This window comes from Pseudomonas sp. KH_024_B2 (assembly GCF_057839965.1).
Genome location: NZ_CM174502.1, coordinates 1,439,475 through 1,462,519 on the forward strand (window position 1 = coordinate 1,439,475; position 23,045 = coordinate 1,462,519).

The following is a 23,045-nucleotide window of genomic DNA, read 5'->3' on the forward strand; positions in this document are numbered from 1 at the left end:
CATGAGTTCTCGTACTCTCACCCTGATTGCCTTGTCCCTGGTCCTTGGCCTGGGCGCCGCATGGATGGCCAACACCTGGCTAAGCGCACGGCTCAATGCCAGCCCGGACGATAACCTGCAGAGCGTGGTGGTGGCCACGGTGGAGATTTCGTTCGGGCAGATGGTCGAGGCCCAGCAGGTCACGCTGGTGCGTATGCCCAAGGATACGGTGCCGGAGGATGCCTTCGATTCCACCGACAAGGTGGTGGGCAAGATCGCCACGTTCTCCATGCTGCGCGGTGACATTCTGCGTGGCGCGCGCCTGGCCGAGCACCTCGGTGGCAGCACCCTGGCCTCGCTGATCGAACCCACCAAGCGTGCCATATCGTTGCGCGTGGATGATGTGGTCGGGGTGAGTGGGTTCCTCTTGCCGGGTAATCGGGTCGACGTGCTGGCGACCAAACAGGGTAACGGCAATAACAATAATGCCGAGGCCAAAACCATTCTCGAGGATCTGCGCGTGCTGGCGGTTGACCAGACTGCCAGCACCGACAAGACCCAGCCGGTGGTGGTGCGCGCGGTAACCCTGGAGATGAGCCCGGAACAGACGGAAATTCTGGTGAAAGGGATGACCGAAGGGAAGCTGCAACTGGCCCTGCGCAATCCGCTGGATAACCTGAAAAAACCGGCGATCGTTCAGCCGGTTGCACTGGCCCAGATTCCGGCTCCAGCTCCAGCTCCAGCGCCAAAACCGGTAGTACGCGTTAAACGTGTCGGCGGCGGTGAAAGTAGCGGTATCACTGTGATTCGCGGCATCGAGGTCACTGAAGTGAGAACCAAGCTGTAAGTCCCTTGGCGCAATCCTTGTAGGCATTGCGCCAGGAGACACCCCCGCGAAATATCGGAAAGTTTGGCACTGCTCTGGCAGGCGTACGTACCCTGCAGGTCACGGCCGGCCAGCCGATTCAGATCAATCTCGGTAGAGCATGAGGGCTTGATGATGAGACCCCGTATCCAACGGCCGTTCACCGCATTTCCGAAAGGTCAGCGCGGGGCGGTGATAGTGCTGGTCGTGATTGCCTTGGCTTCCATCCTGCTGATGGGTGCTTTGGCGCTGGACGGCGGCCATATGCTGGTGAACAAGACACGCCTGCAAAATGCGGTGGATGCGGCGGCGCTGAGCGGGGCCAAGACGCTCATGATGGTGTACGGCGCAACCGGTGCAGCCACCAAGGTGCAAAGCGATGCGCGCGCTACGCTGACACGTAATGCCAATGCCATGGGCAACCAGGAGTTGGCCACCGCCATTGCCAATAGTGTCGCCGACTTCGCCACAGTGGAGCTGGCCTCGAGCGTCTATGGGCCTTTCGATTTTCCTGGGCCGGCTGATGCGAAATATGTGCGAGTAACGGTATCGAACTACCCCTTGTCCAAGTTTTTCTGGGGTGTTTTTCAAGCAGCAGGCGGTTCCCCGAACAAGGCCGTAGCGGCCATCGCCACCGCCGGACCTAGCCCGACCAGCCCCTGTGATGTCTCGCCGCTGATGGTCTGCGGTGATCCCGCTCAGTACAACCCGAGTACCGGTAATATCTGGGGTTATCACTTCGGTGATCTGCAGTTGTTGAAAACCGGGGCAGACGATAGCTCGCCGATCGGCCCTGGCAATTTCCAACTGCTCGATTTTGGTTCCGGTGGCAATACCATCAGAGACGGGCTGGCGGGCGGGATCATGCAGTGCAACACCATCGGCGAGCAAGTCAAGACCAAGCCGGGCAATACCGTGGGGCCTGCCGTTCAGGGCATGAATACGCGCTTCGGCGAGTATACAGGTGGCCTCAACGCCACGGACTATCCGCCGGACCTGGTGACGAGCTACAACTCGCCAGAGCTGAAATACGACGATAGTGAAGCGCCGCCCCGGATCGAGCATGACAATCTGCCGATCACCTCCACTGACGGCAATCTGTCCACCGCCAGCCGCCCATTGCTCGATTACAACGACTGGGTGCAGAGCTCTGCGGCCTGTGCCGCGGGTGCGGTCAGCGGCTGCGAGTCCAGTGGAGCGTTCGAGCGGCGCATGCTGAAGATCGTGGTCGGTCAGTGCAGTGGCACGGACGGCGGGACGGCTTCGGTACCGGTGCTCGGCTTCGCCTGCTTTTTCGTGCTGCAGCCGATGAGTCAAAAGGGCAACGAGTCGCAGCTCTTCGGTCAGTTCATCAAACAGTGCGAAGGCGACAACGTGTCCGGTCCCAACCCCTGGACTGACACCGGTCCGCAGGTCATTCAGCTCTATAAGACCTATATCAATGGCATCGCGACGCCGAGCACTGACTCGTAGGAGGTTTTATGGGACATCGTGCATTCAAGCGGCCACAGGCCCAGCGTGGGGTCGCGATGGTGGAGCTGACTATTACTCTGCCGCTGTTGCTGTTGCTGCTGTTCGCGATCGGCGAGTTCGGCCGCTTGCTGTTTCAATACAACAGCCTGCTGCAGGCCAGCCGTGATGCCGGGCGTTTTGTCGCCGGCCAGGCCTGGAACGCTACCCTTGGCACGGTCGTTCTGGACTCCACTCTGCGGTCCCGGACCCAGAGCGTCGCCGTCTTTGGCACGCCTACCAACCCGAATGGCAACCTCCCGGCCGTGCCGGGGCTGACCACCAACGAAGTTTCGGTCACTGATGTAACAACTGTCCCTGAGAAAAATGCAGGTATCGGCTATGTACAGGTGAGCATCACCTACACCTTCCAGCCGGTGATCGGCAATGCATTGCCAGGCTTTTTTGGCAATGCAGTGCCGCTCGGCATTGCGTTGACCTCGACTGTCGTGATGAGGGCCTTGTGATGAACATCAAGCGTATGCGTGGGGTGTATGTGGTCGAGTTCGCCATCATCGGCCTGCTGCTGTTCACGTTGCTGTTCGGCGTGCTGGAAATGGGTCGGTTGTATTTCACCGTCAATGCGCTGAATGAAACCGTACGCCGTGGCGCTCGCCTGGCGGCAGTGTGTGATATCAGCGACCCGATCATTCTGCGCCGGGCGATCTTCAATGCGGCCACCGACAGTGGCGCCAGCAGCCTGATCGGTAACCTGGCTACGGCCGATCTGAGCCTGACTTACCTGGACGTGAACGGCGCTACGGTGGCCAGTCCCAACGATCTCACCGGCGTCAACGGGTTTCGCGCCATCCGATATGTCCAGTTACGGGTGGCGAACTTCAGCTTCAACCTGCTTATACCCGGGTTCGGTGGGGTGTTCACCTTGCCAGCATTCAGATCGACCATGCCTCGCGAAAGCCTCGGCCGTCATGCCGAGGCGGGGGATATCACGCCATGTTAAGTACCAGAGAAGTTCCCGTTACCACTTCTGCCCATAAGCAAGGCCCGCGCCTGCTGATCAGTAGCCGCGATGCCGAGGCCTTGCAACAGCTGAAAACCTTGAGCCAGCGCCTGCCAAATCTGCAGGTGAGTACGCGGCTGGTGAGCAACGGCCATACCGATCCGTTGTATGGGCTGGAGCAGATGCCTGATTTCCTCTTGCTGCGCGTCAGCCACTTGTGGCGCGATGAGCTGGCGGCCCTGTTGCAGCGTCCTGCTCAGGAGCGTCCACCGTTGCTGGTGTGTGGGCCTCTGGATGAGCTCGAGGGCATGCGCCTGGCGATGCAGGCCGGCGCCCGGGACTTTCTGCCCGAGCCGGTGGCGCCAGAGGAGTTGCTGGCGGCACTCGGCCGGATGCTGATAGAGGTCCAGGCGGGGCAGGTGACGGACGGAAAACTGATTGCGGTGATGAATGCCAAGGGTGGCTCTGGCGCCACCATGCTGGCCTGTAATCTGGCCCACCAGCTCAGTATTCGTGGCGGCAGAACCCTGCTGCTGGATATGGACCTGCAGTTCGGCAGCGTAGCCCACTGCCTGGATGTGCAGCCGACGCACTGCCACGTGGAGGTTCTGCGGCAGGTCGAGGGCTTGGACAGTGTCGCCTTGCGCGGCTTTTGCAGCCATTTCAGTCCGACCCTGCATGTGCTCGGCGGGCGTGCCGGAGAGCTGTTCCTGGCGCAGGACGTGCGCCTGGAACAGTTGGAAACCCTGCTGCGCCTGGCACGCAGCACCTATGACTGGGTGGTGGTGGATTTGCCGCGGCAGATCGACCACCTCACCGGCGTCACCCTGGAGCAGGCCGACCAGATCTACATCGTGGTGCAGCAGAGTCTCAGCCATTTGAAGGACGGCACCCGCCTGACGCGCATCCTGCGTGACGACCTGGGAGTGCAGGGTAGTCGCCTGCAGGTGGTGGTCAACCGCTACAACAAGACCTCGCCGGTCAGCCTCAAGGATATTGCCGAGGCCCTGCGCTGCACGGATCCGCAGAAACTGCCCAATGACTATGCGGTGGTCAGCGAAAGCCAGAACACCGGGGTGCCACTGGCGGTCCATACGCCGCGTTCCCCTGTCACTGTCGCCCTGCGCGAGCTGAGCCAGAATCTGATCGGGATCGAGGCCAACGAGCAGAGTTTACTTAAACGCACCTTTAGCCGTCTGTTCGGAGGGTAAGTCATGCTCAGCGAATTTCGTAATCGCCTGCGTCAGTCCGGCAAGAATGTTCCCGCAGACGGGCAGGAAGCACCCGTCAACGGTGAGGCATGCGTAAGTGAGCTAATGGCCTGGGAGGCCAGTGTGCCGGACGTACTCTATGAGACCAAAACCAAGCTCAACCCGATGGAAATCGAGTGGCGGGAGAAGACCTACCAGCAGTTGCTCAAGGTCATGGACCTGTCATTGCTCGATTCCCTGGAACCGGCTGAGGCCGGGCGGCAGATCCGCGAGATCAGCCAGCGCTTGCTCGATGAGTCTTCGGCGCCGGTGAGTGCCGTCAGCCGCCAGTTGATCATCAAACAGATCACCGACGAGGTGCTTGGCCTCGGGCCACTGGAGCCGCTGCTGGCCGACCACAGTGTGTCCGATATTCTGGTCAACGGGCATGCCTCAGTGTATGTCGAACGCTTCGGCAAGCTGCAGAGAACCGATGTGCGCTTTCGCGACGATCAGCATCTGCTGAATATTATCGACCGTATCGTTTCCAGCCTGGGGCGGCGCATCGATGAATCTTCGCCGCTGGTGGACGCACGTCTGAAGGACGGCTCGCGGGTCAACGCCATTATCCCGCCCCTGGCCATCGACGGGCCGAGTATGTCGATCCGGCGTTTCGCGGTGGATTTGCTCAACACCGAGAGTCTGGTGAAGATGGGCACCCTGACGCCGGCCATCGCGCTGATGCTCAAGGCCATCGTCCGGGGGCGGCTGAACGTGCTGATTTCCGGTGGTACCGGCAGCGGCAAGACCACCATGCTCAACGTGCTGTCCAGCTTCATTCCGCATAACGAGCGGATCGTCACCATCGAAGACTCGGCCGAGTTGCAGCTGCAGCAGCCCCATGTGGTGCGCCTGGAAACCCGTCCGTCGAATATCGAAGGCCGTGGCGAGGTCGGCCAGCGCGAACTGGTGCGCAACAGCTTGCGTATGCGCCCGGACCGCATCGTGATCGGTGAGGTGCGCGGTGCCGAGGCGCTGGATATGTTGACGGCGATGAACACCGGCCACGATGGCTCGCTGACCACTATCCACGCCAATACCGCGCGCGATGCCCTGGGGCGGATCGAGAACATGGTATCGATGACCGGTGCGACCTTTCCGATCAAGGCCATGCGCCAGCAGATCGCCTCGGCCCTCAGTGTGGTGATCCAGCTGGAGCGTCAGGAGGATGGCACGCGGCGGCTGATCAGCGTGCAGGAGATCAATGGCATGGAGGGTGAAATCATCACCATGACCGAGATCTTCGCTTTTGTCCGCTCTGGCATAGGCGAACACGGTGAGGTACTGGGCGAGTTCCGCCCCACCGGCATGGTGCCGGCCTTTCGCGATGTGCTGGCCAAACGGGGTATCGAGCTACCGCTCAACCTGTTCCGGCCGGAATGGATGGAGGGGCAGTCATGAGTCAGATCCCCGGTGAATTTATCCTGGCGTTCCTTGGCATGGTGTTCACCGCCATATTCCTCCTCAGCCAGGGGCTGGTGGTGCCGGTGTTCGGTGAGGCCAGCCAGGTGCGTAAACGGATCCGCAGCCGCCTTGAGCTGCTGGAACGGGCCAGCAACCTGCCGAATATGCAGACGGTGCTGCGGCAGAAATACCTGCGGCGGCTGTCGCCGCTGGAAGCCTGGCTGGAGCAGTTGCCGGCGATGGAGGCGCTGGAGCAGATGATCGAGCAAGCCGGGCATGAGTATCGTGCCTATCGGGTGCTGTTACTCGGGCTGATCCTGGCGACAGCGGCGGGTCTTGGGCTTTGGTTGTTTACGCACTTCTGGTGGGTGGCTGTTCCGGCGGCCGCGGTCGTGTTCTGGCTGCCGGTGCTGAAGATCTCCCGCGACCGCGGTAAGCGCTTTGCGCAGTTCGAGGAGGGACTGCCGGATGCACTGGATGCCATGTGCCGGGCCTTGCGTGCCGGGCACCCGTTCAACGAGACCCTGCAACTGGTGGCCGAGGAGCATCAGGGGCCGGTGGCCCATGAGTTCGGCCTGACCTTCGCCGATATCAACTACGGCAATGATGTGCGCCGAGCCATGTTGGGCCTGCTGGAACGCATGCCGAGCATGACCGTGATGATGCTGGTGACCTCGGTGCTGATCCACCGCGAAACGGGTGGCAACCTGACAGAGGTGCTGGAGCGTTTGAGCAGCCTGATTCGTGGGCGCTTCCGTTTTCAGCGCAAGGTCAAGACCCTCTCGGCCGAGGGACGTATGTCGGGCTGGGTACTGGTGTCCGTGCCCTTTGTATTGGCGGCGGCAATTGTGCTCTCGAGCCCGACCTATTTGCCCATGCTTATCAAGGAACCCATAGGCCAGAAACTGATCGTGGGGGCTTTTGTTGCCATGCTGATCGGGATTTTCTGGATACGCAAAATCATCCGGATTCAGGTTTAGTCGTAAACAGCCGTAGGGTGAGATCATGGAATATCTGCTAAGTCTACTCAATCGTGTGGCGGGCAACGAACAACTGGCGCGCCTGTTGTTCGTTGGGGCTGTCGGCCTGTGCGTGGTGCTCGCTGCGGCTACCCTGGCATTGCTGGCGTTGGGGTTGCAAGATCCGGTGCAGCGCCGTCTTGCGCTGATCAAACGCGGTCATGGCGGGGAGAACCTCGGGCAGAATGCGCCGAGTAACCTGCAATTGCTGCTGGAACAGGTGGGCCAGCGCTTTGCCTCCGGTGAGCAGGGGAAGGCCTCGCCCACCCGAATGTTGCTGACGCACGCGGGTTATCGCTCGCCCGCGGCAGTACAGATGTACTGGGCGATTCGTCTGCTGTCGCCATTGATACTGCTGGGTCTTACGCTTCTGGCTTTGCCATTTATCCCGAAGCTGTCGATGATCATGGGTATCTGTCTGGTGATTGCGGCACTGGGTGTGGGTTGGCTGGTGCCGGCAATCTATGTCGACAAGCGCAAGCAGGCACGGATGACTCGGCTGCTCGTGGCCTTCCCGGATGCCCTGGACCTGATGGTGGTCTGCGTGGAGTCGGGCCTGGCCTTGCCCCAGGCCATCGAACGGGTGGCTGATGAGATGTCGGTCAGCCAGCCCGAACTGGCCCTGGAACTGGCGCTGGTCAACTCTGAAATCCGCGCCGGCATTCCTAGTACGGAAGCGCTGAAACACCTGGCCGAACGCACCGGGCTTGAGGACATTCGTGGGCTGGTCAGCTTGCTGGCGCAGAGCATCCGCTTTGGCACCAGTGTTGGCGCTACCCTGCGTGTTTATGCCGAAGAGTTTCGCGACCGACGTACCCAGCTTGCCGAAGAGAAGGCAGCGAAAATCGGCACCAAACTGGTATTCCCACTGATTTTCTGTCTGTGGCCGAGCTTCTTCCTGGTGGCCATCGGTCCTGCACTCATCGGGGTGCTTAAAGTCTTCGGGAAGATATAAGGCTTGGTTTCCGATTTATTGCTCCGCGTTGCGGGTGTGCCGGTAATCGCTGACGGCCTCGTACACCGCCTTGCGTAGGCGATTGATCCCGCCAATCGGCCGATGGGCTTCCAGGCCGAACCAGGGGTTGAAGGATTGGTTGTCGCATTGCAGGTTCAGCGCGGGGTGTCGAAGTCCTGTGCCGGGATCTTGATCCGCGCGACGCCCTCGAAGGGCGCGTCTTTTTCACGCCATTCAATACTGGTGTCTTCGATGGGCATGTATTTGGCCGGATCCTGACGCTGGATCTGCAAGACGAAACACGCCGAAAGACACTACTTTTAGAGGATCGGGTCATAATGGACATTAAAGCCGCCTTACTCGGTACCATCCCGCTGTTGGCCATCATCGTGATCGCCCTTCTCATCGAGCGCATCAATCCAGCCCAGGTGCAACCATTAAAGTCGGTTGGCTTTAATCTGGTCTACACGCTGTTGTACGCCTTGGCGCAGGCCGCAATTATTCCGCTCGTCTCCGTTGCCACCGTTGTCGCCGTCAATGCTGCAGGCGGAGGCTGGATCGATCTGCCGAACACTGGATGGGGGCTACTGTTCGGCTTTCTGCTTTATGCTTTCACGCTCGACTTCATGGAGTACCTGTTCCATCGTGCGCAGCATCGCTTTCCGGTGATGTGGGCCATGCATTCGTTCCACCACAGCGATACGGCGCTAAACGCAACCACAACCAGCCGGCATCATTGGGCTGAACACGGGATTAAGATGCTGACGATCTTCATGCTGGCCGGAGTGATCTTCAAAGCAAATTCCGCCATCTTCGGCCTATACGCGGCCATCAGTTTCTACAATGTGTTTTCCCATATGAATATCCGAATTGGCTTCGGCCGCATGTCGTTCGCTCTGAACTCGCCGCAATATCATCGCATTCACCACTCGGCGCTGCCTGAGCACTGCAACTGCAATTTCGCAGGGCTGTTTCCGATCTTCGACGTGCTGTTCGGCACCTACCGCCAGCCGCGCGCGGGGGAGTTTCCACCCTCCGGCCTCGACGACAAGAAACCGCCGTCCGGCCTGATCGATGCGATTATCTGGCCCGTCCGGGCGAAGTAGCACGGATCAGGTGCAGGCGAACATGACTATGCGTATCCAAGCGCTCTCAAAAAGCTCACCTCGTTCGAGCTGGCTACCGGCCGGCACGCTTCTGCTCGTCGGTGCGGTAATTGCGTCAATGGCAGGTTTCGATATTGTCTTCAACGCCGTCACCGGCGATATGCCGTGGATTCGCGTCGCGCTGTTTCTTGCACTCACTACCTCGGGGATTTTTTTTGCGCAGCGCACCGGCCTTCGACTGGCGTCCCATGATCTTGGTCATCCTATTGCTGTCGCTTTTGGTATTGGGCTGCTCGTCACAATATACATCGCGACCATCGACGTCGTAGTATTCAGGCACCTGCTACCGCCGCCTTACGTTGCTTATTTTTCCGAGTTCACCCTATCCGAGCGCATGATTTACTTCATGCTGCGCGCGTTCAACGAAACCATTCTTTACCAACTATTTTTCATGTCTGCTGTGGTATGGGGCATAGGGCTTGCTTGGCGAGACTCGCAAGGACTACCCCCCAAAACCGCTTACTGGATCGCCATTATTCTCGCCCAGACCATCCCCATGCTGCTCAACGCAGCAGGTTTTTATCCGCCGCACATAACGCCAATTTTTTTACTCTACGTCGCCGTGCGATTCATACTGGTAGGCATTCTTTGGGGCTTCCTCTACTGGCGGTATGGCTTTGTAACGGCAGAAACAGCCCACGTTAGCACGCATATTTTTCTGCAGCCGATCCTGGGGTATTCATTGGGGCCAGGTTGACACAAAAACCTGCGGCCTTTGCGAAGTGACCGTAGTGCCCGCCTGTGAGGAGGTGGAGGAACTCGATTGGCTTCCGGAAAATTAACCAAATAACTTCAAAGTTCGATGTTCGCCCTTGACGGTCTCGTGTCGATTACTCGGCATTGCGCGTGTGCCGATAATCGCTGACAGCTTCATACACCGCCTTACGTAGACGATTGATACCACCAATCGGCCGATGTGCTTCCAGGCCGAACCAGGGGTTGAAGGACTGGTTGTCGCATTGCAGGTTCAGCGCCGGGGTGTCGAAGTCCTGGGCCGGGATCTTGATCCGTGCCACGGTCTCGAAGGGCGCGTCTTTTTCACGCCATTCAACGCTGGTGTCTTCGCTGGGCATGTAGTTGGCCGGATCCTGACGCTGAATCTGCAGGACGAAACACGCCGGGACCCGATCGGTCGACAATTGCAGAGAAAAAAGCCCCGCTCTTCACATCGAAGGCGGGGCTTTTTTTGTAGCGTCTGATTCAACAATGATGGCCAGGCTTTTACACAGCGCCTAACCGATCAACCATGTCAGGGAATTTTTCCACCAGTTTGATCAACAGAGCGGCCTGGGCATTGGGTTTTGATTTGTCTTGCTCCCAGTTCCGCAAAGTGCCTGGGCTGGTGCGTATGCGCCTGGCAAAGACTGTTTGGGACATGTGCAGCTTCCCGCGTAGCGCCACAATCTCTTGTGCGGACACCTCGGGAGCAGGCTTGTCCTCCACGGTATTCTGGCGAAGAGTGATCTTGCCTTCGCGCTGCGCTGCCATTTCGCTGACGCCCTGCATCATTTCTGCAAACAGATCGCGCTTTTTCATTGGGTACCTCGTGTTTTCAACTCTGCGTCTTATGCCGGGTTTCTACCCAGCACTTTAAAACGGTGTAGCAGTGAAAGCGCTGTGGGCCAGAAGAGAGTGTTCACAACGTCATGAAGGCTGGCCTGCCAACGCCAGTATCCCAGGCCGGTGATATCGTCACGCATGTCAAATAGCTCGTTAGTGCATGCGAAGATCAAGACTATCAGCCAGCAGGCAACCGAGCTCAACGGCTTTCTAAACAATCCACAGGCGCCTAGCAGCAGGGCCAGGCCTGCGTAGATATGCAGGGCATCCTTTGATAGGCCCGTGGCAGAGATAATTGTCAGTTTGATTGACTGTACTGTCGATGTTTCCATTTTTTATGTTCACCGTTGACGGTCTCGTGTCGATTACTCCGCATTGCGAGTATGCCGATAATCGCTGACAGCTTCATACACCGCCTTGCGCAGACGATTGATACCGCCAATCGGCCGGTGTGCTTCCAGGCCGAACCATGGGTTGAAGGACTGGTTGTCGCATTGCAGGTTCAGCACCGGGGTGTCGAAGTCCTGGGCCGGGATCTTGATCCGTGCCACGGTCTCGAAGGGCGCGTCTTTTTCACGCCAATCGACGCTGGTGTCTTCGATGGGCATGTAGTTGGCCGGATCCTGGCGCTGGATCTGCAGGACGAAACACGCCGGGACCCGATCGGTCGACAATTGCTGATTCAGTGCGCTGCGCAGGAAATTCGGCAGTGCCTGATTCTGCGTTGGCAGGTTATAGATCGGGCAGCTTTCGGGATCCGGCGCGACGCGGAACTTGGCATTGGCGCTGCCGAACTTGTAGGGCGACACCGAGAAGTAGGTGGTCTGGGTCGGACTGGCAGGCGCTGGCGCCAGCGTTGCCAGCGCGATAAACAGATGGCGAACCTGCCAGCCACGCGGGTCCCAGCTCGGGAAGAACGCCATGGCTTTCTTGCCATCGGCCTGCGCGGCGACGTTCTGACGGTACTCGGCGACATCGCTGACGAAGAAGTTCGGATGATTGAACATCACGAAGTCCTGCTCGCCACGGCTCTGCTGTTCTTTCAACAGCTGCTTACCGGGAACATCCAACAATTTGATCGCCATGCCCCGGGCATCCCGGATGCTGTCGAACTGCGGATAAGCGTTGCCGTTGGACAGGCGCAGGGTTGCCTGCCAGGTCTTGCCGGCTTCGGCGAATACGCCCTGACGCAGCGGCGCTGGCAGATCGGGCAGCACCTGAACTTCGGCTTTGACGCAACCATGAGCCTTGGCATGGGCGTCACGCAGATAGCGCGTGTTTTCACGGTGCTGGTCAACGATGCGCACGGCGGTCTGGATGATGTCCTGGGTCATCGCCGCTTCGCCCGGCGGGATTTGCTCTTCGGTCGAGACCGCGCCGCTGTGATGCCAAGCGAACCAGGCGCTGGCCAGCGCCCAGCAAAGCAGGCCGAACCACAGCAGCAACAGCAGGATTTTGCCCAACAGAGCGCCGATACGCAGCCAGAGGGTGGTCAACATGGGAAAGTCCTTTTTACGCAAGCGATAGTCATGGCAATTGCGATTCCAGCGGGCCGCCGAGCACCTTCAGATACTCAAGCAAGGCCCAGCGCTCTTCGGGTTGCAGCAAGCGTCCGATGACCCCGTTACCACGCTCACCGGCACGGAACTCGTGACCGCTGTTGTGGTTGCCGGTGATCCGCGTGTCGAACACGAAACCATTGGTAAAGGCTTCGGTGCGATAGCCCAGATGGCGTGGATCGTATTCGAACGTGCCTTTATAGAAGCTGGTCGCCCGTTCATCCTGCGGCGAAAGCAGTTGATAGATGCTCGGGACCGAACCGTTGTGCAGGAACGGCGCAGTGGCCCAGACGCCCGCCAGCGGTCGAGCCTTGTAAGCGCGCAATTCACGAACCCCGATCGGCAGGCCGAATCCATCCAGAGCCGGGCGTTGCGCAGGTGTGACATTCGCATCGCGGTAAGCGCGGTTCTCGACGAAGGCGGTGACGTAGGCCAGGCCTTTGGCCACTGAGAGTTGGCTCAGGTCCAGAGGCTCGGTGGGGGTTGGATGCAGTTTGACATCCAGACTCGCCAGCTCCGCCGGATCCCATTGCAGGGCTGTCAGATCGAAGCGGTGGTCGGCGATGTTGTTGGCGGCGCCTGGATCGGTGCCAATCACGTTCACTGGCAACATTTTCAAGGTTTGCAGGGGACGGCCATTGCTTTGCGTCACAGAGGGTACGTGGCAGCCAGCACAGTTTTCAGTGAACAGCGTCCGGCCTTGGGCGGCCAAAGGCTTGTCGATGCTGCCGAGCAGCGCTTCGGGCCAGGCCGGCGGCTTGAGCCGTTGCAGGGTTTCTTCGATCAGGTGCAGGTCGCGCACGCGCACGCTTGAGGGGTAACGAGCGTCGCCTTTGAGAGGCTGGCCTGCGGCATCGAAGAAATTCAGCGTAGCGCCGACCCCAAGGGCTTCGCCGATATTGCGTGCCATCGGCTGTTGAGCCGAGCCGTTCCACTGTACCCAGTCGAAGGTCCACATCTCCCACAGCTGTGGATAATCCACCGGGGCGTTGGCGACCCGATAGTTATCCACAGAAATGGCATCGCCGAAGCTGGCGTTGGCGATGCGCCCGAACGCATCGGTGCGACCGGGGCCTTCTTCGGTCGGGTAGAGGCCGCGATGGGTGTCGTTCCAGGCAACGCTCAGGAAGGTATCCAGCGACTCTTTGAACGCTGTGCGCAGTTGCGGGTGTTGCGCATCGTAGTCCTCACCCAGGACATTGCGTGCAAACCGTTCGAACTTCCATGGGTTGTAATAGGTAGAAGCGAGGCTGGCCACCAGGGCCTGGCCGAAGCTTCCGCCGCGTAGCGTGGGAACGCTGGACGGTAGAACATGCTGGGCCGAACCACCGTCGATCCGCACAGCCTGGCCGTTATAGCGCAGCTCACCGGTGTGGCAGGCGGCGCAGGTAATATCCAGAAACTCTTCTTTGCTGCCAGGATTCTGATGGCGGGCGAAGCCGACCGGCAGGTTGCCGGGATTGTTCGGGTTGGCTTTCTGCGCCGGGTCGACGAGAAAGCCGAAACGGGCGAGGTACTCCGGGGCGGCGAAACGCTGTTCGGAGAACGGCAGTTCGAGCGCGCTGAACCAGTCGTAGCGCAGGCCTTTGACCTGAGTGCCCTGGGGCGTGAAGTAATAGGTCTGGCGGTCGGCGGCGTTCCACTGTTCAAGGTAATGCACCTGTTTGACGGGTACATAACCGGGCAGTTTCGGGTTGGCGACGTAATACAGCACGATGACCAGGCCGAGGCAGAGCAGGGCGACGATCAGCAGTAACACGCGGGATAGCTGGCGCAAGATAAACATCCTTGTCGGTTTATGGTCCCCTTATGCCTTAGCTCAAGGCGTGCGGCAAGTGGCCATTACCGCGAATGCTGTGCGAAGCGACCTGTCTGGTTGTGCGTTCGGGCCGACGGTCAAAGTTGGCCAATGCGGCAAAATGCGTTTAAAGACCTGAACTTATCGGAAATCTCCGGCTCTCATGCCGGTAGCCATTGGTCGTGGCCGCCTGATAAGCTCGCGACTTTACTCTCGATTGCCCTTTAGGCGCATGAACAAGGAAATAGCATGAAACAGCATCGGTTGGCGGCGGCGGTGGCCCTGGTTGGCCTGGTACTCGCGGGTTGTGACTCGCAGACCAGCGTAGAGCTGAAAACCCCGGCGCAAAAAGCTTCCTACGGTATCGGCCTGAACATGGGCAAAAGCCTTGCTCAGGAAGGCATGGATGATCTGGACTCCAAAGCTGTAGCCCAGGGCATTGAAGATGCCATCGGCAAGAAAGAACAGAAGCTCAAAGACGACGAACTGGTCGAAGCCTTCGCTGCACTGCAGAAGCGTGCTGAAGAGCGCATGGTCAAGATGAGTGAAGAGTCGGCAGCCGCCGGCAAGAAATTCCTCGAAGATAACGCCAAGAAGCCGGGTGTCACTACCACCGCTTCCGGTCTGCAATACGAAGTGGTGCAGAAAGCCGATGGCGCTCAGCCCAAGTCGACTGACGTAGTGACTGTTCACTACACCGGCAAGCTGACCAACGGCACCGTTTTCGACAGCTCCGTCGAGCGCGGCAGCCCGATCGACTTGCCAGTGAGCGGTGTGATCCCGGGTTGGGTCGAAGGCCTGCAATTGATGCACGTTGGCGAGAAGTACAAGTTGTACATCCCTAGCGAACTGGCTTACGGCGCGCAAAGCCCAAGCCCGACGATTCCGGCCAACTCGGTGCTGGTATTCGATCTGGAGCTGATCGCGATCAAGGATCCGGCCAAAGAAGGCGCCGCCAAGTAACTGGCGTCTGCTATAAAACAACGCCCCGTCCATACGGGGCGTTGTTGCATCTGGCGATTGGAGGCGGGCAAGAAAGCGAACGGACTCCACAGGCTAGAGTCATACATTGAGGTTGCCGGTGTTAGACTCAGTCGGGTAGCCAAGTCAATGAAATAATGGGGTTTTTTTATGTGAGTAAAAAACGCCCGATCTGAGTTCAGCCCTTATGCAATGGGCCTTTCAGGCGTTAAAAGCGGCTCTGTTCACAAGGTTATCCACAATTTGTGTGGATAACATTTCAGTGGGAGGGATGATGAAAGCACCCTGGAATTTCGCTCGTTTCCTGCCAATGGCGGGAAGACTGCTCAGCCGAGGACGTTTGCCGACCTTGCTCTTTGCCGTGGCGAGCAAAGGCGCGAGTCAAGGCAACCGTCTGGGCAAGCTCAAGGATGACCTGCGATTGTTACAGGCGCTGTGTCTGGCCTATTGGCGTGGCGAGTACCGGGCCATCAGCCCGAAGGCGCTGCTGTCGGTCGTCGCGGGCCTGATGTATTTCCTCAGCCCGCTGGATGCCATCCCGGATTTCATTCCGCTGTTCGGCATGCTCGACGACATTGCCGTGCTGGCCTGGCTGATGAAAGTCCTCGACGATGAACTGAACGCCTTCCGTACCTGGCGCGCCCGTCAGGCGCCGGAAAAGCTGGCAGTGGTTGAGCGGTTGCCGGACACACCGGAGCAACTCCAACTGCAAGGTCCGAAAAAAAACGAGCCGATTCAGGCTCATCCGCAGATTGATACCCCATCGCGACCTTGGCGGCTGTTAGGATTACACTTCAAAGGAAAAGTGCCGACTTGCTAAGTGTTGTTGTCCTACGGGGTAGTAATGGATATTCAGATAATTGCACGCGATGGGGAGCCCGAGTATGCGGTTCTGCCATGGGCTCAATATCAAGCTTTGTTAAAAGCTGCAGGCGTCACCGAACAATCGCCGCGAGAAGCAACAGTCCGTCCCGCGGCAGCACCCGACCAGATTCTTCCAGGTCTGGATCAACTACGCAGTTTGCGCGAAGGGAAGGGCATCGCCATTGAGGCGCTGGCCCGCACGGTAGGCATCAGCCCGTCTTATCTGGCCTTGATTGAAAGCGGTGAGCGTCAACCCGACGCCGCGATTCGCCGCAGCCTGGCCTGGGAGTTGGCGGTGCCGGGATGGAGGGACGAAACGTGAGCGTACGCATCAGTCGACAACATTGGGACGGGTTGCTGGGGGAGCTCGATCAAGCTCGCCGCCAGCGTCATCTACTGACTTACAGGGCCTTGCTTGAGCGATTGCAGTTACCCAGTCCGGCCATGCAAACCCTGACCGCCGCTCTGGAACATCTGGCAGCGCTGGATGCCCGGGCAGAACAGCCGTTGCGCAGCTCGCTGGTGATCAGCCAGGGTGCCAGCCGCTTGCCGCGCACTGGCTTCTTCGAGTGTGTCGAGCGCCTCGGGCGTTTTTCCGGTCCTTCCGACGGGGTTGCTGCGGCTTCCTGGCATGCATCCGAAGTGGTGCGGGTTTTCGAATACGAGTATCCCGAATCCGCGGAGGCCTGAGTGCTTTGGCGACTTAAAGCGCGCGCCAGTTACTGGTTGGCGCGCAGGCTGTTTCATTGGTCGTGGTTCGTGCGACAGCCGCGTGGCTGGCACTGGCTCGAAGGTCAGTTCGCGCGCATGGCGAATCTGGGGGATGTCGGTGCCCAGAGCTTTTACGGTCATATCCTGACCTTCCGTGGCCAAGGCCTTGGTGCTCGCGAAGAGGGCGTGCGTTTGCTGCGCCTGGCGGCGCTGGCTGGGGATGGCAAGGCGGCGTATCAAGTGGGCGTGATCAGCCTGGCCGGAACACCCGGCAAGGCCCCTGACGCGGCTGAGGCGGCCCGTTGGTGGACGATGGCGGCCAAGGCTGGGCATCCGTTGGCTGAGATCAAGCTCAAGGAGCTGGAGTCGAACGGTGGTTCTGGGGCCGAGGACAATCATTCAATCTGATGTGACCTTGCTTCCTGCATTCGCGGGCAAGCCCGCTCCCACAGGGGATCTCCGGTGTGAACACTATTGGGTGATCACTTCAGAGCAAATGTGGGAGCGGCGGTGCGGCGATCCGACTTGCCCGCGAAGACGTCAGATCAATCACCGCCAATCTCGCCAGATAACTTAAAACCCCTCCACCACCGGCAACCCTATTTCCAGACTGTCGATCACATAAATACTGTGCCCCGGCACATTCTTGGCGTGATGCTTGGCTTGTGAAGCCAGCTCCGCCAGTTGGCTGGAGTCGAGTTGTCCACAGGCCTGTGGATACAAATGCACGACGCCGATGGACAGCGACAGCAGCGGGAATTCCTGACGGATCCCCTGGCGGTTAGGCGCGATAAAGCAGCCTGCTTCCAGGTGTTCACTGCGATAGAAGCGCCGGCATTGGCTGTGGAAATCGTCCAATAACTGGTTGAGACGTTTGCGCCAATCGTCAGGGCCCAGCACCAGCAGAAAATCATCACCGCCGATATGCCCGACAAAGTCGCGGCTCGGGTCGACGCGATCATTCAGACACTGCGCCAGGCACAGCAGGACTTCGTCGCCACGGCCATAGCCGTAGATATCGTTGAAGGGTTTGAAGCTGTCGATGTCCACATAGCAGATCACCGACTCACGAGCCTGTTGCAGCAGCCGCGCCAGGCACTGCTGGATCGGCACGTTACCCGGCAACAGGGTCAGTGGATTGGCGTAGCGGGCCTGCTGGATCTTCAACTCGGTAATCAGCTTGAGGACGTCGATCACTCGTCCCAGCCCCAGGTAGCCGCCGCCCTCGGTGATGATGAAGTCCTCTTCGATCCGTTGCCGGGCGCGGCTGGTGATCAGTCGGCTGACCTGCTGCAGTGACTGGCTCAGCTCGACGGCGAGGAAGTCATCGTTCATCAACCGGCTGATGGGCTTGCGCGCGAACAGGTCGGTGGCAAAAGGCTTGAGCAACGCATCCGACAGCGAATGGCGATGGACGATCCCGCAGGGGTGCCCCTGATCATCCAGCACCGCCAGGGAGTTGAGGTTGGCTTGGCGCCGGAAGGCTTCCAGCACCGTAGCGGTCGGCGTGTCCCGGGCCACGGCCGGTTGCTCGTTGAGCAGGGCACTGAGGTCGCTGGCTTCATCGTTCAGGGCCACCACCGTGCTGGCGTGTTTGGGCATCAGGGTTCGCGCATCCTGCGGTGGATGTTCCTGCGGACGACAGAGCAGGTAGCCCTGGACCAGATCCACGCCCATTTCGATCAGCACCGCGAGCTCTTCCGACAGTTCGATACCTTCAGCGATCACTTGCGCCCGTGAGGCCTTGGCGATTTGCAGGATCGAGCCGACGAACTCGCGCTTGAGCGCGTCCTGATGGATGCCGTCGATGAAATGCCGGTCGATCTTCACGTAGTCCGGGCGCAGCTCGGACCACAACCGCAAGCTGGAATACCCCGCACCAAGATCGTCCAGGGCAATCGAAAAGCCCATGGCCCGATAGTGATGCAGGGCGCTTTGCAGCAGTTGGAAATCGTCGGTCGGGGTTTGTTCGGTGAGTTCGATGACGACCTGGCTCGGCTCGATACCGAAGTCTTGCAGCAGTTGCAGCGTGCGGCCTGGCTGGTGAGCCGCTTCGAGCAGGGATTCGGGGGAGACGTTGAGGAACAGTTTGCCCGGCAGTTTCTGTTCGTTGAAACGTCGGCAGGCGCTGTGACGGCAGGCCAATTCCAGCTCACTGAGGCGGCCGGCCTGGCGGGCCACGGCGAACAGCGGGACGGGCGAGTGCAGCGGACTATTGGAAGGCCCGCGACTGAGGGCTTCGTAACCGAGAATGCGTCTTTCGGAGAGACAAATGATTGGCTGGAACAGGCTGTGTAAACCGCTTTGAGCCAGGATTGAACTCAAGGCGCTCAGCTGTTCGGTGGTGGTCATGGCGTTCTCTGTCGATAAAAAAGGACCGGCGCCGCTCTCCTTTGTAGAAGCGCGGCCCGGTCCTGTATTTCACGACAGAATGATGACTATTTGATGACGCTCCGGGGAGCATTCACATTAAATTGCCATCATGGTCAGTGTTTTGCTACCGCAGTGTTGAGCTTCAAGTAATCCAGCAGAATTCGCCCGGTTTCGCTCAGGTAAGCGTCGTCTTCCGGCTTGGTCTTGTCTGGTTCGGCCGCAAGCGCGTCTTCGTCTTCTTTCTTCAGCTCTTTGAGCGGCTCCTCACCTTTGGCCTTGCGCCGGATATTCTCCATGACAAGTTGCTTGGCTTCGATATCGGAGTGCTGTGCGCGACGCTCGACTTCGTTGAGGCTGACGGTTTTTTCGGTCATCAGCTTCTGGGCCAGGGCCAGTTTGTCGCGAATGAACACGAACTCCGCATCCTTGGCCGTGCGTACGTCATGCTCGGATTTCAACTGCGCCAGGTACGGTTTGAACGGATCGAGCGCTGGCTTGATCGCCGGACGGATGGTATCCCACGGCATCGCTTCAGGCAGGGCGCTCTCGCCGATTTCCTTGGTGTCGATGATCGACGGGTAATCGATATCCGGCAGCACGCCCTGATGCTGGGTGCTCTGCCCGGAAACCCGGTAGAACTTGGCGAGAGTCAGTTTCAGCTCACCGTGATTCAACGGCTGGATAGTCTGCACGGTGCCTTTACCGAAGGTCTGGCCGCCGACGATCAACGCACGGTGGTAGTCCTGCATGGCGCCGGCAAAAATCTCCGAGGCCGAAGCCGATAGACGGTTGACCAGCACTGCCATCGGGCCTTTATAGAACGCGCCCTGGTTTTCGTCTTCAAGCACGTCGACCCGACCATCGGCGTTACGCACCAGCACGGTAGGGCCTTTGTCGATGAACAGGCTGGTCAGCTCGGTGGCTTCCTGCAACGAGCCGCCGCCGTTGTTGCGCAGGTCGATGACCACGCCGTCGACTTTGTCTTTTTGCAGTTCGGTCAGCAGCTTCTTCACATCGCGGGTGGTGCTCTTGTAATCCGGATCACCTGCACGGAAGGCTTTGAAATCGAGGTAGAAGGCCGGAATTTCAATAATCCCGAGCTTGTAGTCCTTGCCGTCCTGTTTCAGGTTGAGGATCGACTTTTTCGCCGCCTGCTCTTCCAGTTTCACCGCTTCGCGAGTGATGGCAACGATCTTGCTGGTCTGATCGTTCGGCGCATTGCTGGCCGGAATCACTTCCAGACGCACCACTGAGCCTTTAGGCCCGCGGATCAGTTTGACCACTTCGTCCAGGCGCCAGCCGACCACGTCGACCATTTCCTTGTCGCCTTGGGCGACGCCGATGATCTTGTCCGCCGGTGCGACTTGCTTGGTTTTGTCCGCCGGGCCTGCCGGCACCAGACGCACGACTTTCACCTGGTCGTTGTCGCTCTGCAACACGGCGCCGATGCCTTCCAGCGACAGGCTCATGTTGATGTCGAAGTTTTCCGCGTTATCCGGTGACAGATAGTTGGTGTGCGGATCGTAGGACATGGCGAAGGTGTTGATGTAAGCCTGGAAGATGTCTTCGCCACGGGTTTGATTCAGACGCGCCAGCTGATTCTTGTAGCGCTTGGTCAGCAGCTCTTGAATGGCCTTGGGTTCTTTGCCGCCGATCTTCATGCGCAGCACTTCGTCCTTGACGCGCTTGCGCCACAGGTCGTCGAGTTCCGCGGTGGACTTGAGCCAAGGCGCATCCTTGCGATCGATCAGCAAGGACTCCCTGGCGGTGAAGTCGATTTTGTCGACGCCTTTGTTCAGTTCGACCAAGGCGAAGTCCAGACGCGCTTTGACGCGGTCCAGGTAACGCTTGTAGATGGTGAACCCGGCATTCAGGTCGCCGCTCTTGAGGAAGTCGTCAAATTGGCTTTTCCATTTGTCGAATTCGGCAATATCGCTGGCGAGAAAGTAGCTGCGCGACGGATCCAGCAGCTTCAGGTAGCTGTCATAGATGATCACGGAGCGCGCGTCATCGAGCGGCGGCTTGCTGTAATGATGACGTTTGAGCAACTCGACGACGTTAAGGCTGGCAATCACCTCATCACGCTCAGGCTGAAGCTTGTCCCAGCTATTGGCTGCGAACGAATGGGTCGACAGCGGCAAAAGACCGAGACCGATGACAAGAGCAAGGGCGGTGCTGGGGAACAAATGCTTCATGCTGATTCGACGCGGGGGCAATTGATAACGCATATTAGGCCGTCTTTGAAGTCGCCGGTTCCATAGGGGCCGGTCGCATAATGCAATAAAGCCCGACGCTACAGCAGCGGGCTCAGTCCAGACTCACTATGGAGGCACTGTGAAGGCATTGCAAGGCGTTGACGGTCAAGTGGAGTGGGTTGAAGAGCCGAGTCCTGCATGCGATGTAGGGCAAGTTCGCATTCGAGTCGCGGCGGCGGGCTTGAACCGGGCCGATCTGTTACAGCGAGCGGGGCTCTATCCAGCGCCGCCTGGCGCCAGCCAGGTACTGGGGCTGGAATGTTCGGGGGTGATCAGCGAAGTGGGAGCGGGTTCGTCCTGGCAAGTGGGTGACCGCGTCTGCGCGCTATTGGCCGGTGGCGGGATGGCCGAAGAAGTGGTGGTCGACGGGCGGCATGTGTTGCCGGTGCCGGAGGGCTTGTCACTGACTGAAGCGGCGGCACTGCCCGAGGTTTACAGCACCGCGTGGTTGAATCTGTTCCAGCTGGCGGCGCTCAAGCCCGGTGAAAAAGTGCTGTTGCATGCAGGCGCCAGCGGTGTTGGGTCGGCTGCTATCCAGCTGTGCAAAGCCTTTGGTAACCCGTGCTGGGTCAGTGTGGGTTCGGCGCAGCGTCTGGCCTATTGCCAGGCGTTGGGCGCACAGGGCGGGGTGGTCCGTACCGATGGTCTGGAAAGTTTGAATGACGTGGGGCCGTTTGACGTCATCCTCGATCCGGTAGGTGCCAACTATGCCGCGCAGAACCTGAAACTGCTGGCGCGCGATGGTCGTTGGGTGCTTATCGGTCTGATGGGTGGCCGTGAAGCGCAGTTGGATCTGGCGCAGATATTGGCCAAACGGGTGCAGCTACTGGGGTCGACCCTGCGCAACCGCGACGGGCAATTCAAGGCGGACCTGTTCAGCGACCTCAATCAGCACGTTTGGCCACTGTTCGCCGAAGGGCGGTTGAGCCCGCAACTGGCCAAAACTTTCCCAATCAAGGACGCTGAAGCGGCGTTTGCGGAATTGGCGAGCAACAAGGTGTCGGGCAAGTTGGTGTTGGTGATTGACGAAAGCCTGGTCTGATCCCAAAAGCTTCGCGGGCAAGCCCGCTCCCACAAGGACAACACAATACCTGTGGGAGCGGGCTTGCCCGCGAATGAAGTCGACTCGGTGCTGCTACTTCCACTGATGAATCGGCCACCCGGCTTTTTCGGCATGTTCCTGCAACACCGGATCCGGGTTGACCACATGCGGGAAGTCGACTTTCAGTAACAACGGCAGGTCATTACGTGAGTCGGAATAGAAACTCGCGCCTTCGAGGTTTTCCTCTTCGGTGTCCAGCCACTCCAGCAAACGGCTGATTTTGCCTTCGCGGTAGGTCAGGGTGCCGAGGGTCTTGCCGCTGTAAACCCCATGGGTTACTTCCAGTTCGATCGCCAGGATCTCGTCAATGCCCAGACGCTCGGCAATCGGTTTGACCAGGTGCGTGCCAGAGGCCGAGATCACCAGGATCCGGTCGCCGGCCTTGCGGTGAGCTGCGATGGCTTTGGTGGCGTCACTGAAGATGATCGGCTCGATAAAATCTTCCACCCAAGGCCCCACCAAATGCTCGAGTTCTTCCGGTGTTCGGCCGATCATCGGTTCCAGGCTGAAGGTCATGTATTCCTCCATCCGCAACTTGCCGTGGCTGTAGGCGTCCATCAGCTCGTTGTTGCGACGCATGAAGGACTCGCCGTCGACCCAGCCGAGGCGGCCCATCTGTTCGCTCCACAAAGTGGCGCAGTCGCCATGGATCAGGGTTTCGTCCAGATCAAAAATTGCCAAAGCCATCAGGGCCGCTCTCTCTTCAAACTCTTCAAATTAATCGGGCGCAACAA

21 protein-coding genes and 3 pseudogenes are annotated in these 23,045 nt (G+C 59.2%); 16 read left to right on the top strand and 8 right to left on the bottom strand.

Annotation, left to right across the window (positions count from 1 at the left end):
* Position 1: 1 nt before the first annotated feature.
* The 8 genes from cpaB (at position 2) to AC3I0A_RS06815 (ending at position 7,942) form a co-directional block, all read left to right on the top strand.
* Complete coding sequence (cpaB, locus tag AC3I0A_RS06780; RefSeq protein WP_489376868.1) at positions 2-826, top strand: Flp pilus assembly protein CpaB; 825 nt, start codon at positions 2-4, stop codon at positions 824-826.
* A gap of 150 nt (positions 827-976) precedes the next feature.
* On the top strand, positions 977-2,317 hold the full coding sequence (locus tag AC3I0A_RS06785) for a TadE/TadG family type IV pilus assembly protein (RefSeq protein WP_489376869.1): 1,341 nt from the start codon (positions 977-979) through the stop codon (positions 2,315-2,317).
* An 8-nt stretch (positions 2,318-2,325) separates the two neighbouring features.
* Complete coding sequence (locus AC3I0A_RS06790) at positions 2,326-2,820, top strand: TadE/TadG family type IV pilus assembly protein (protein ID WP_489376870.1); 495 nt, start codon at positions 2,326-2,328, stop codon at positions 2,818-2,820.
* Positions 2,820-3,314, top strand: a complete 495-nt coding sequence (locus AC3I0A_RS06795) for a TadE/TadG family type IV pilus assembly protein (protein WP_489376871.1) — start codon at positions 2,820-2,822, stop codon at positions 3,312-3,314. The genes AC3I0A_RS06790 and AC3I0A_RS06795 overlap by 1 nt, the downstream gene beginning before the upstream one ends.
* A complete protein-coding gene (locus tag AC3I0A_RS06800; RefSeq protein ID WP_489376872.1) occupies positions 3,308-4,525 on the top strand; it encodes an AAA family ATPase in 1,218 nt (405 codons plus the stop codon). Before AC3I0A_RS06795 ends, AC3I0A_RS06800 begins: the two co-directional genes overlap by 7 nt.
* A gap of 3 nt (positions 4,526-4,528) precedes the next feature.
* The gene (locus AC3I0A_RS06805) at positions 4,529-5,965 is read left to right on the top strand and encodes a TadA family conjugal transfer-associated ATPase (protein WP_489376873.1); all 1,437 of its coding nucleotides are present in this window, start codon (positions 4,529-4,531) and stop codon (positions 5,963-5,965) included.
* Positions 5,962-6,948 carry a type II secretion system F family protein gene (locus AC3I0A_RS06810; protein WP_489376874.1) on the top strand — a complete coding sequence of 329 codons (987 nt, stop codon included), beginning with the start codon at positions 5,962-5,964 and terminating at the stop codon, positions 6,946-6,948. Before AC3I0A_RS06805 ends, AC3I0A_RS06810 begins: the two co-directional genes overlap by 4 nt.
* A gap of 25 nt (positions 6,949-6,973) precedes the next feature.
* On the top strand, positions 6,974-7,942 hold the full coding sequence (locus AC3I0A_RS06815) for a type II secretion system F family protein (protein WP_489376875.1): 969 nt from the start codon (positions 6,974-6,976) through the stop codon (positions 7,940-7,942).
* Positions 7,943-7,957: 15 nt separating this feature from the next.
* Here AC3I0A_RS06815 and AC3I0A_RS06820 read toward each other — a convergent pair.
* Positions 7,958-8,247, bottom strand: a pseudogene (locus AC3I0A_RS06820) (catalase family protein); the annotation flags it as partial.
* 33 nt (positions 8,248-8,280) lie between these two features.
* Between AC3I0A_RS06820 and AC3I0A_RS06825 the strand changes: the two are divergent.
* On the top strand, positions 8,281-9,048 hold the full coding sequence (locus tag AC3I0A_RS06825) for a sterol desaturase family protein (protein ID WP_489376877.1): 768 nt from the start codon (positions 8,281-8,283) through the stop codon (positions 9,046-9,048).
* A gap of 22 nt (positions 9,049-9,070) precedes the next feature.
* On the top strand, positions 9,071-9,805 hold the full coding sequence (locus AC3I0A_RS06830) for a hypothetical protein (protein WP_489376878.1): 735 nt from the start codon (positions 9,071-9,073) through the stop codon (positions 9,803-9,805).
* A 133-nt stretch (positions 9,806-9,938) separates the two neighbouring features.
* Here the strand turns inward: AC3I0A_RS06830 and AC3I0A_RS06835 are convergent.
* The 4 genes and pseudogenes from AC3I0A_RS06835 to AC3I0A_RS06850 all read right to left on the bottom strand — a co-directional run.
* Positions 9,939-10,250, bottom strand: a pseudogene (locus AC3I0A_RS06835) (catalase family protein); the annotation flags it as partial.
* A 79-nt stretch (positions 10,251-10,329) separates the two neighbouring features.
* On the bottom strand, positions 10,330-10,644 hold the full coding sequence (locus tag AC3I0A_RS06840; protein WP_489376879.1) for a helix-turn-helix domain-containing protein: 315 nt from the start codon (positions 10,642-10,644) through the stop codon (positions 10,330-10,332).
* 389 nt (positions 10,645-11,033) lie between these two features.
* A complete protein-coding gene (locus AC3I0A_RS06845; RefSeq protein WP_489376881.1) occupies positions 11,034-12,167 on the bottom strand; it encodes a catalase family protein in 1,134 nt (377 codons plus the stop codon).
* A 28-nt stretch (positions 12,168-12,195) separates the two neighbouring features.
* Positions 12,196-14,004 carry a di-heme-cytochrome C peroxidase gene (locus tag AC3I0A_RS06850; RefSeq protein WP_489376882.1) on the bottom strand — a complete coding sequence of 603 codons (1,809 nt, stop codon included), beginning with the start codon at positions 14,002-14,004 and terminating at the stop codon, positions 12,196-12,198.
* A 270-nt stretch (positions 14,005-14,274) separates the two neighbouring features.
* Between AC3I0A_RS06850 and bamJ the strand changes: the two genes are divergently transcribed.
* The 5 genes and pseudogenes from bamJ (at position 14,275) to AC3I0A_RS06875 (ending at position 16,989) form a co-directional block, all read left to right on the top strand.
* The gene (gene bamJ, locus AC3I0A_RS06855) at positions 14,275-14,988 is read left to right on the top strand and encodes a BamJ family beta-barrel-assembly machinery protein (protein WP_489376883.1); all 714 of its coding nucleotides are present in this window, start codon (positions 14,275-14,277) and stop codon (positions 14,986-14,988) included.
* 292 nt (positions 14,989-15,280) lie between these two features.
* Positions 15,281-15,733, top strand: a pseudogene (locus AC3I0A_RS06860) (YkvA family protein); the annotation flags it as partial.
* A 117-nt stretch (positions 15,734-15,850) separates the two neighbouring features.
* Positions 15,851-16,192, top strand: a complete 342-nt coding sequence (locus AC3I0A_RS06865; RefSeq protein WP_489376884.1) for a helix-turn-helix domain-containing protein — start codon at positions 15,851-15,853, stop codon at positions 16,190-16,192.
* Positions 16,189-16,560 (top strand): hypothetical protein, encoded by a 372-nt coding sequence (locus AC3I0A_RS06870; RefSeq protein WP_003179080.1) that lies wholly within the window; start codon positions 16,189-16,191, stop codon positions 16,558-16,560. Before AC3I0A_RS06865 ends, AC3I0A_RS06870 begins: the two co-directional genes overlap by 4 nt.
* Positions 16,561-16,989 carry a tetratricopeptide repeat protein gene (locus tag AC3I0A_RS06875; RefSeq protein ID WP_489376886.1) on the top strand — a complete coding sequence of 143 codons (429 nt, stop codon included), beginning with the start codon at positions 16,561-16,563 and terminating at the stop codon, positions 16,987-16,989.
* Between the two features lie 165 nt (positions 16,990-17,154).
* On the opposite strand, the gene AC3I0A_RS06880 is transcribed toward AC3I0A_RS06875, so the two are convergent.
* Together AC3I0A_RS06880 and AC3I0A_RS06885 are read right to left on the bottom strand one after the other, a co-directional pair.
* Positions 17,155-18,933 (bottom strand): bifunctional diguanylate cyclase/phosphodiesterase, encoded by a 1,779-nt coding sequence (locus tag AC3I0A_RS06880; RefSeq protein WP_489376888.1) that lies wholly within the window; start codon positions 18,931-18,933, stop codon positions 17,155-17,157.
* 134 nt (positions 18,934-19,067) lie between these two features.
* Positions 19,068-21,149, bottom strand: a complete 2,082-nt coding sequence (locus tag AC3I0A_RS06885) for a carboxy terminal-processing peptidase (protein WP_489376889.1) — start codon at positions 21,147-21,149, stop codon at positions 19,068-19,070.
* Positions 21,150-21,288: 139 nt separating this feature from the next.
* Here AC3I0A_RS06885 and AC3I0A_RS06890 point away from each other — a divergent pair, with 139 nt between their 5' ends.
* Positions 21,289-22,251 carry an NAD(P)H-quinone oxidoreductase gene (locus AC3I0A_RS06890; protein ID WP_489376890.1) on the top strand — a complete coding sequence of 321 codons (963 nt, stop codon included), beginning with the start codon at positions 21,289-21,291 and terminating at the stop codon, positions 22,249-22,251.
* A gap of 93 nt (positions 22,252-22,344) precedes the next feature.
* On the opposite strand, the gene AC3I0A_RS06895 is transcribed toward AC3I0A_RS06890, so the two are convergent.
* Positions 22,345-22,998 (bottom strand): HAD family hydrolase, encoded by a 654-nt coding sequence (locus AC3I0A_RS06895; protein ID WP_489376892.1) that lies wholly within the window; start codon positions 22,996-22,998, stop codon positions 22,345-22,347.
* Positions 22,999-23,045: the final 47 nt, after the last annotated feature.

Coding starts and splice junctions, on each gene's coding strand:
- AC3I0A_RS06865 (WP_489376884.1), top strand. CDS start 15,851: ATGGATATTCAGATAATTGCACGCGATGGGGAGCCCGAGTATGCGGTT.
- AC3I0A_RS06790 (WP_489376870.1), top strand. CDS start 2,326: ATGGGACATCGTGCATTCAAGCGGCCACAGGCCCAGCGTGGGGTCGCG.
- bamJ (WP_489376883.1), top strand. CDS start 14,275: ATGAAACAGCATCGGTTGGCGGCGGCGGTGGCCCTGGTTGGCCTGGTA.
- AC3I0A_RS06810 (WP_489376874.1), top strand. CDS start 5,962: ATGAGTCAGATCCCCGGTGAATTTATCCTGGCGTTCCTTGGCATGGTG.
- AC3I0A_RS06815 (WP_489376875.1), top strand. CDS start 6,974: ATGGAATATCTGCTAAGTCTACTCAATCGTGTGGCGGGCAACGAACAA.
- AC3I0A_RS06800 (WP_489376872.1), top strand. CDS start 3,308: ATGTTAAGTACCAGAGAAGTTCCCGTTACCACTTCTGCCCATAAGCAA.
- AC3I0A_RS06885 (WP_489376889.1), bottom strand. CDS start 21,149: ATGAAGCATTTGTTCCCCAGCACCGCCCTTGCTCTTGTCATCGGTCTC.
- AC3I0A_RS06880 (WP_489376888.1), bottom strand. CDS start 18,933: ATGACCACCACCGAACAGCTGAGCGCCTTGAGTTCAATCCTGGCTCAA.
- AC3I0A_RS06825 (WP_489376877.1), top strand. CDS start 8,281: ATGGACATTAAAGCCGCCTTACTCGGTACCATCCCGCTGTTGGCCATC.
- AC3I0A_RS06785 (WP_489376869.1), top strand. CDS start 977: ATGATGAGACCCCGTATCCAACGGCCGTTCACCGCATTTCCGAAAGGT.
- AC3I0A_RS06830 (WP_489376878.1), top strand. CDS start 9,071: ATGACTATGCGTATCCAAGCGCTCTCAAAAAGCTCACCTCGTTCGAGC.
- AC3I0A_RS06845 (WP_489376881.1), bottom strand. CDS start 12,167: ATGTTGACCACCCTCTGGCTGCGTATCGGCGCTCTGTTGGGCAAAATC.
- AC3I0A_RS06805 (WP_489376873.1), top strand. CDS start 4,529: ATGCTCAGCGAATTTCGTAATCGCCTGCGTCAGTCCGGCAAGAATGTT.
- AC3I0A_RS06795 (WP_489376871.1), top strand. CDS start 2,820: ATGAACATCAAGCGTATGCGTGGGGTGTATGTGGTCGAGTTCGCCATC.
- AC3I0A_RS06840 (WP_489376879.1), bottom strand. CDS start 10,644: ATGAAAAAGCGCGATCTGTTTGCAGAAATGATGCAGGGCGTCAGCGAA.
- cpaB (WP_489376868.1), top strand. CDS start 2: ATGAGTTCTCGTACTCTCACCCTGATTGCCTTGTCCCTGGTCCTTGGC.
- AC3I0A_RS06895 (WP_489376892.1), bottom strand. CDS start 22,998: ATGGCTTTGGCAATTTTTGATCTGGACGAAACCCTGATCCATGGCGAC.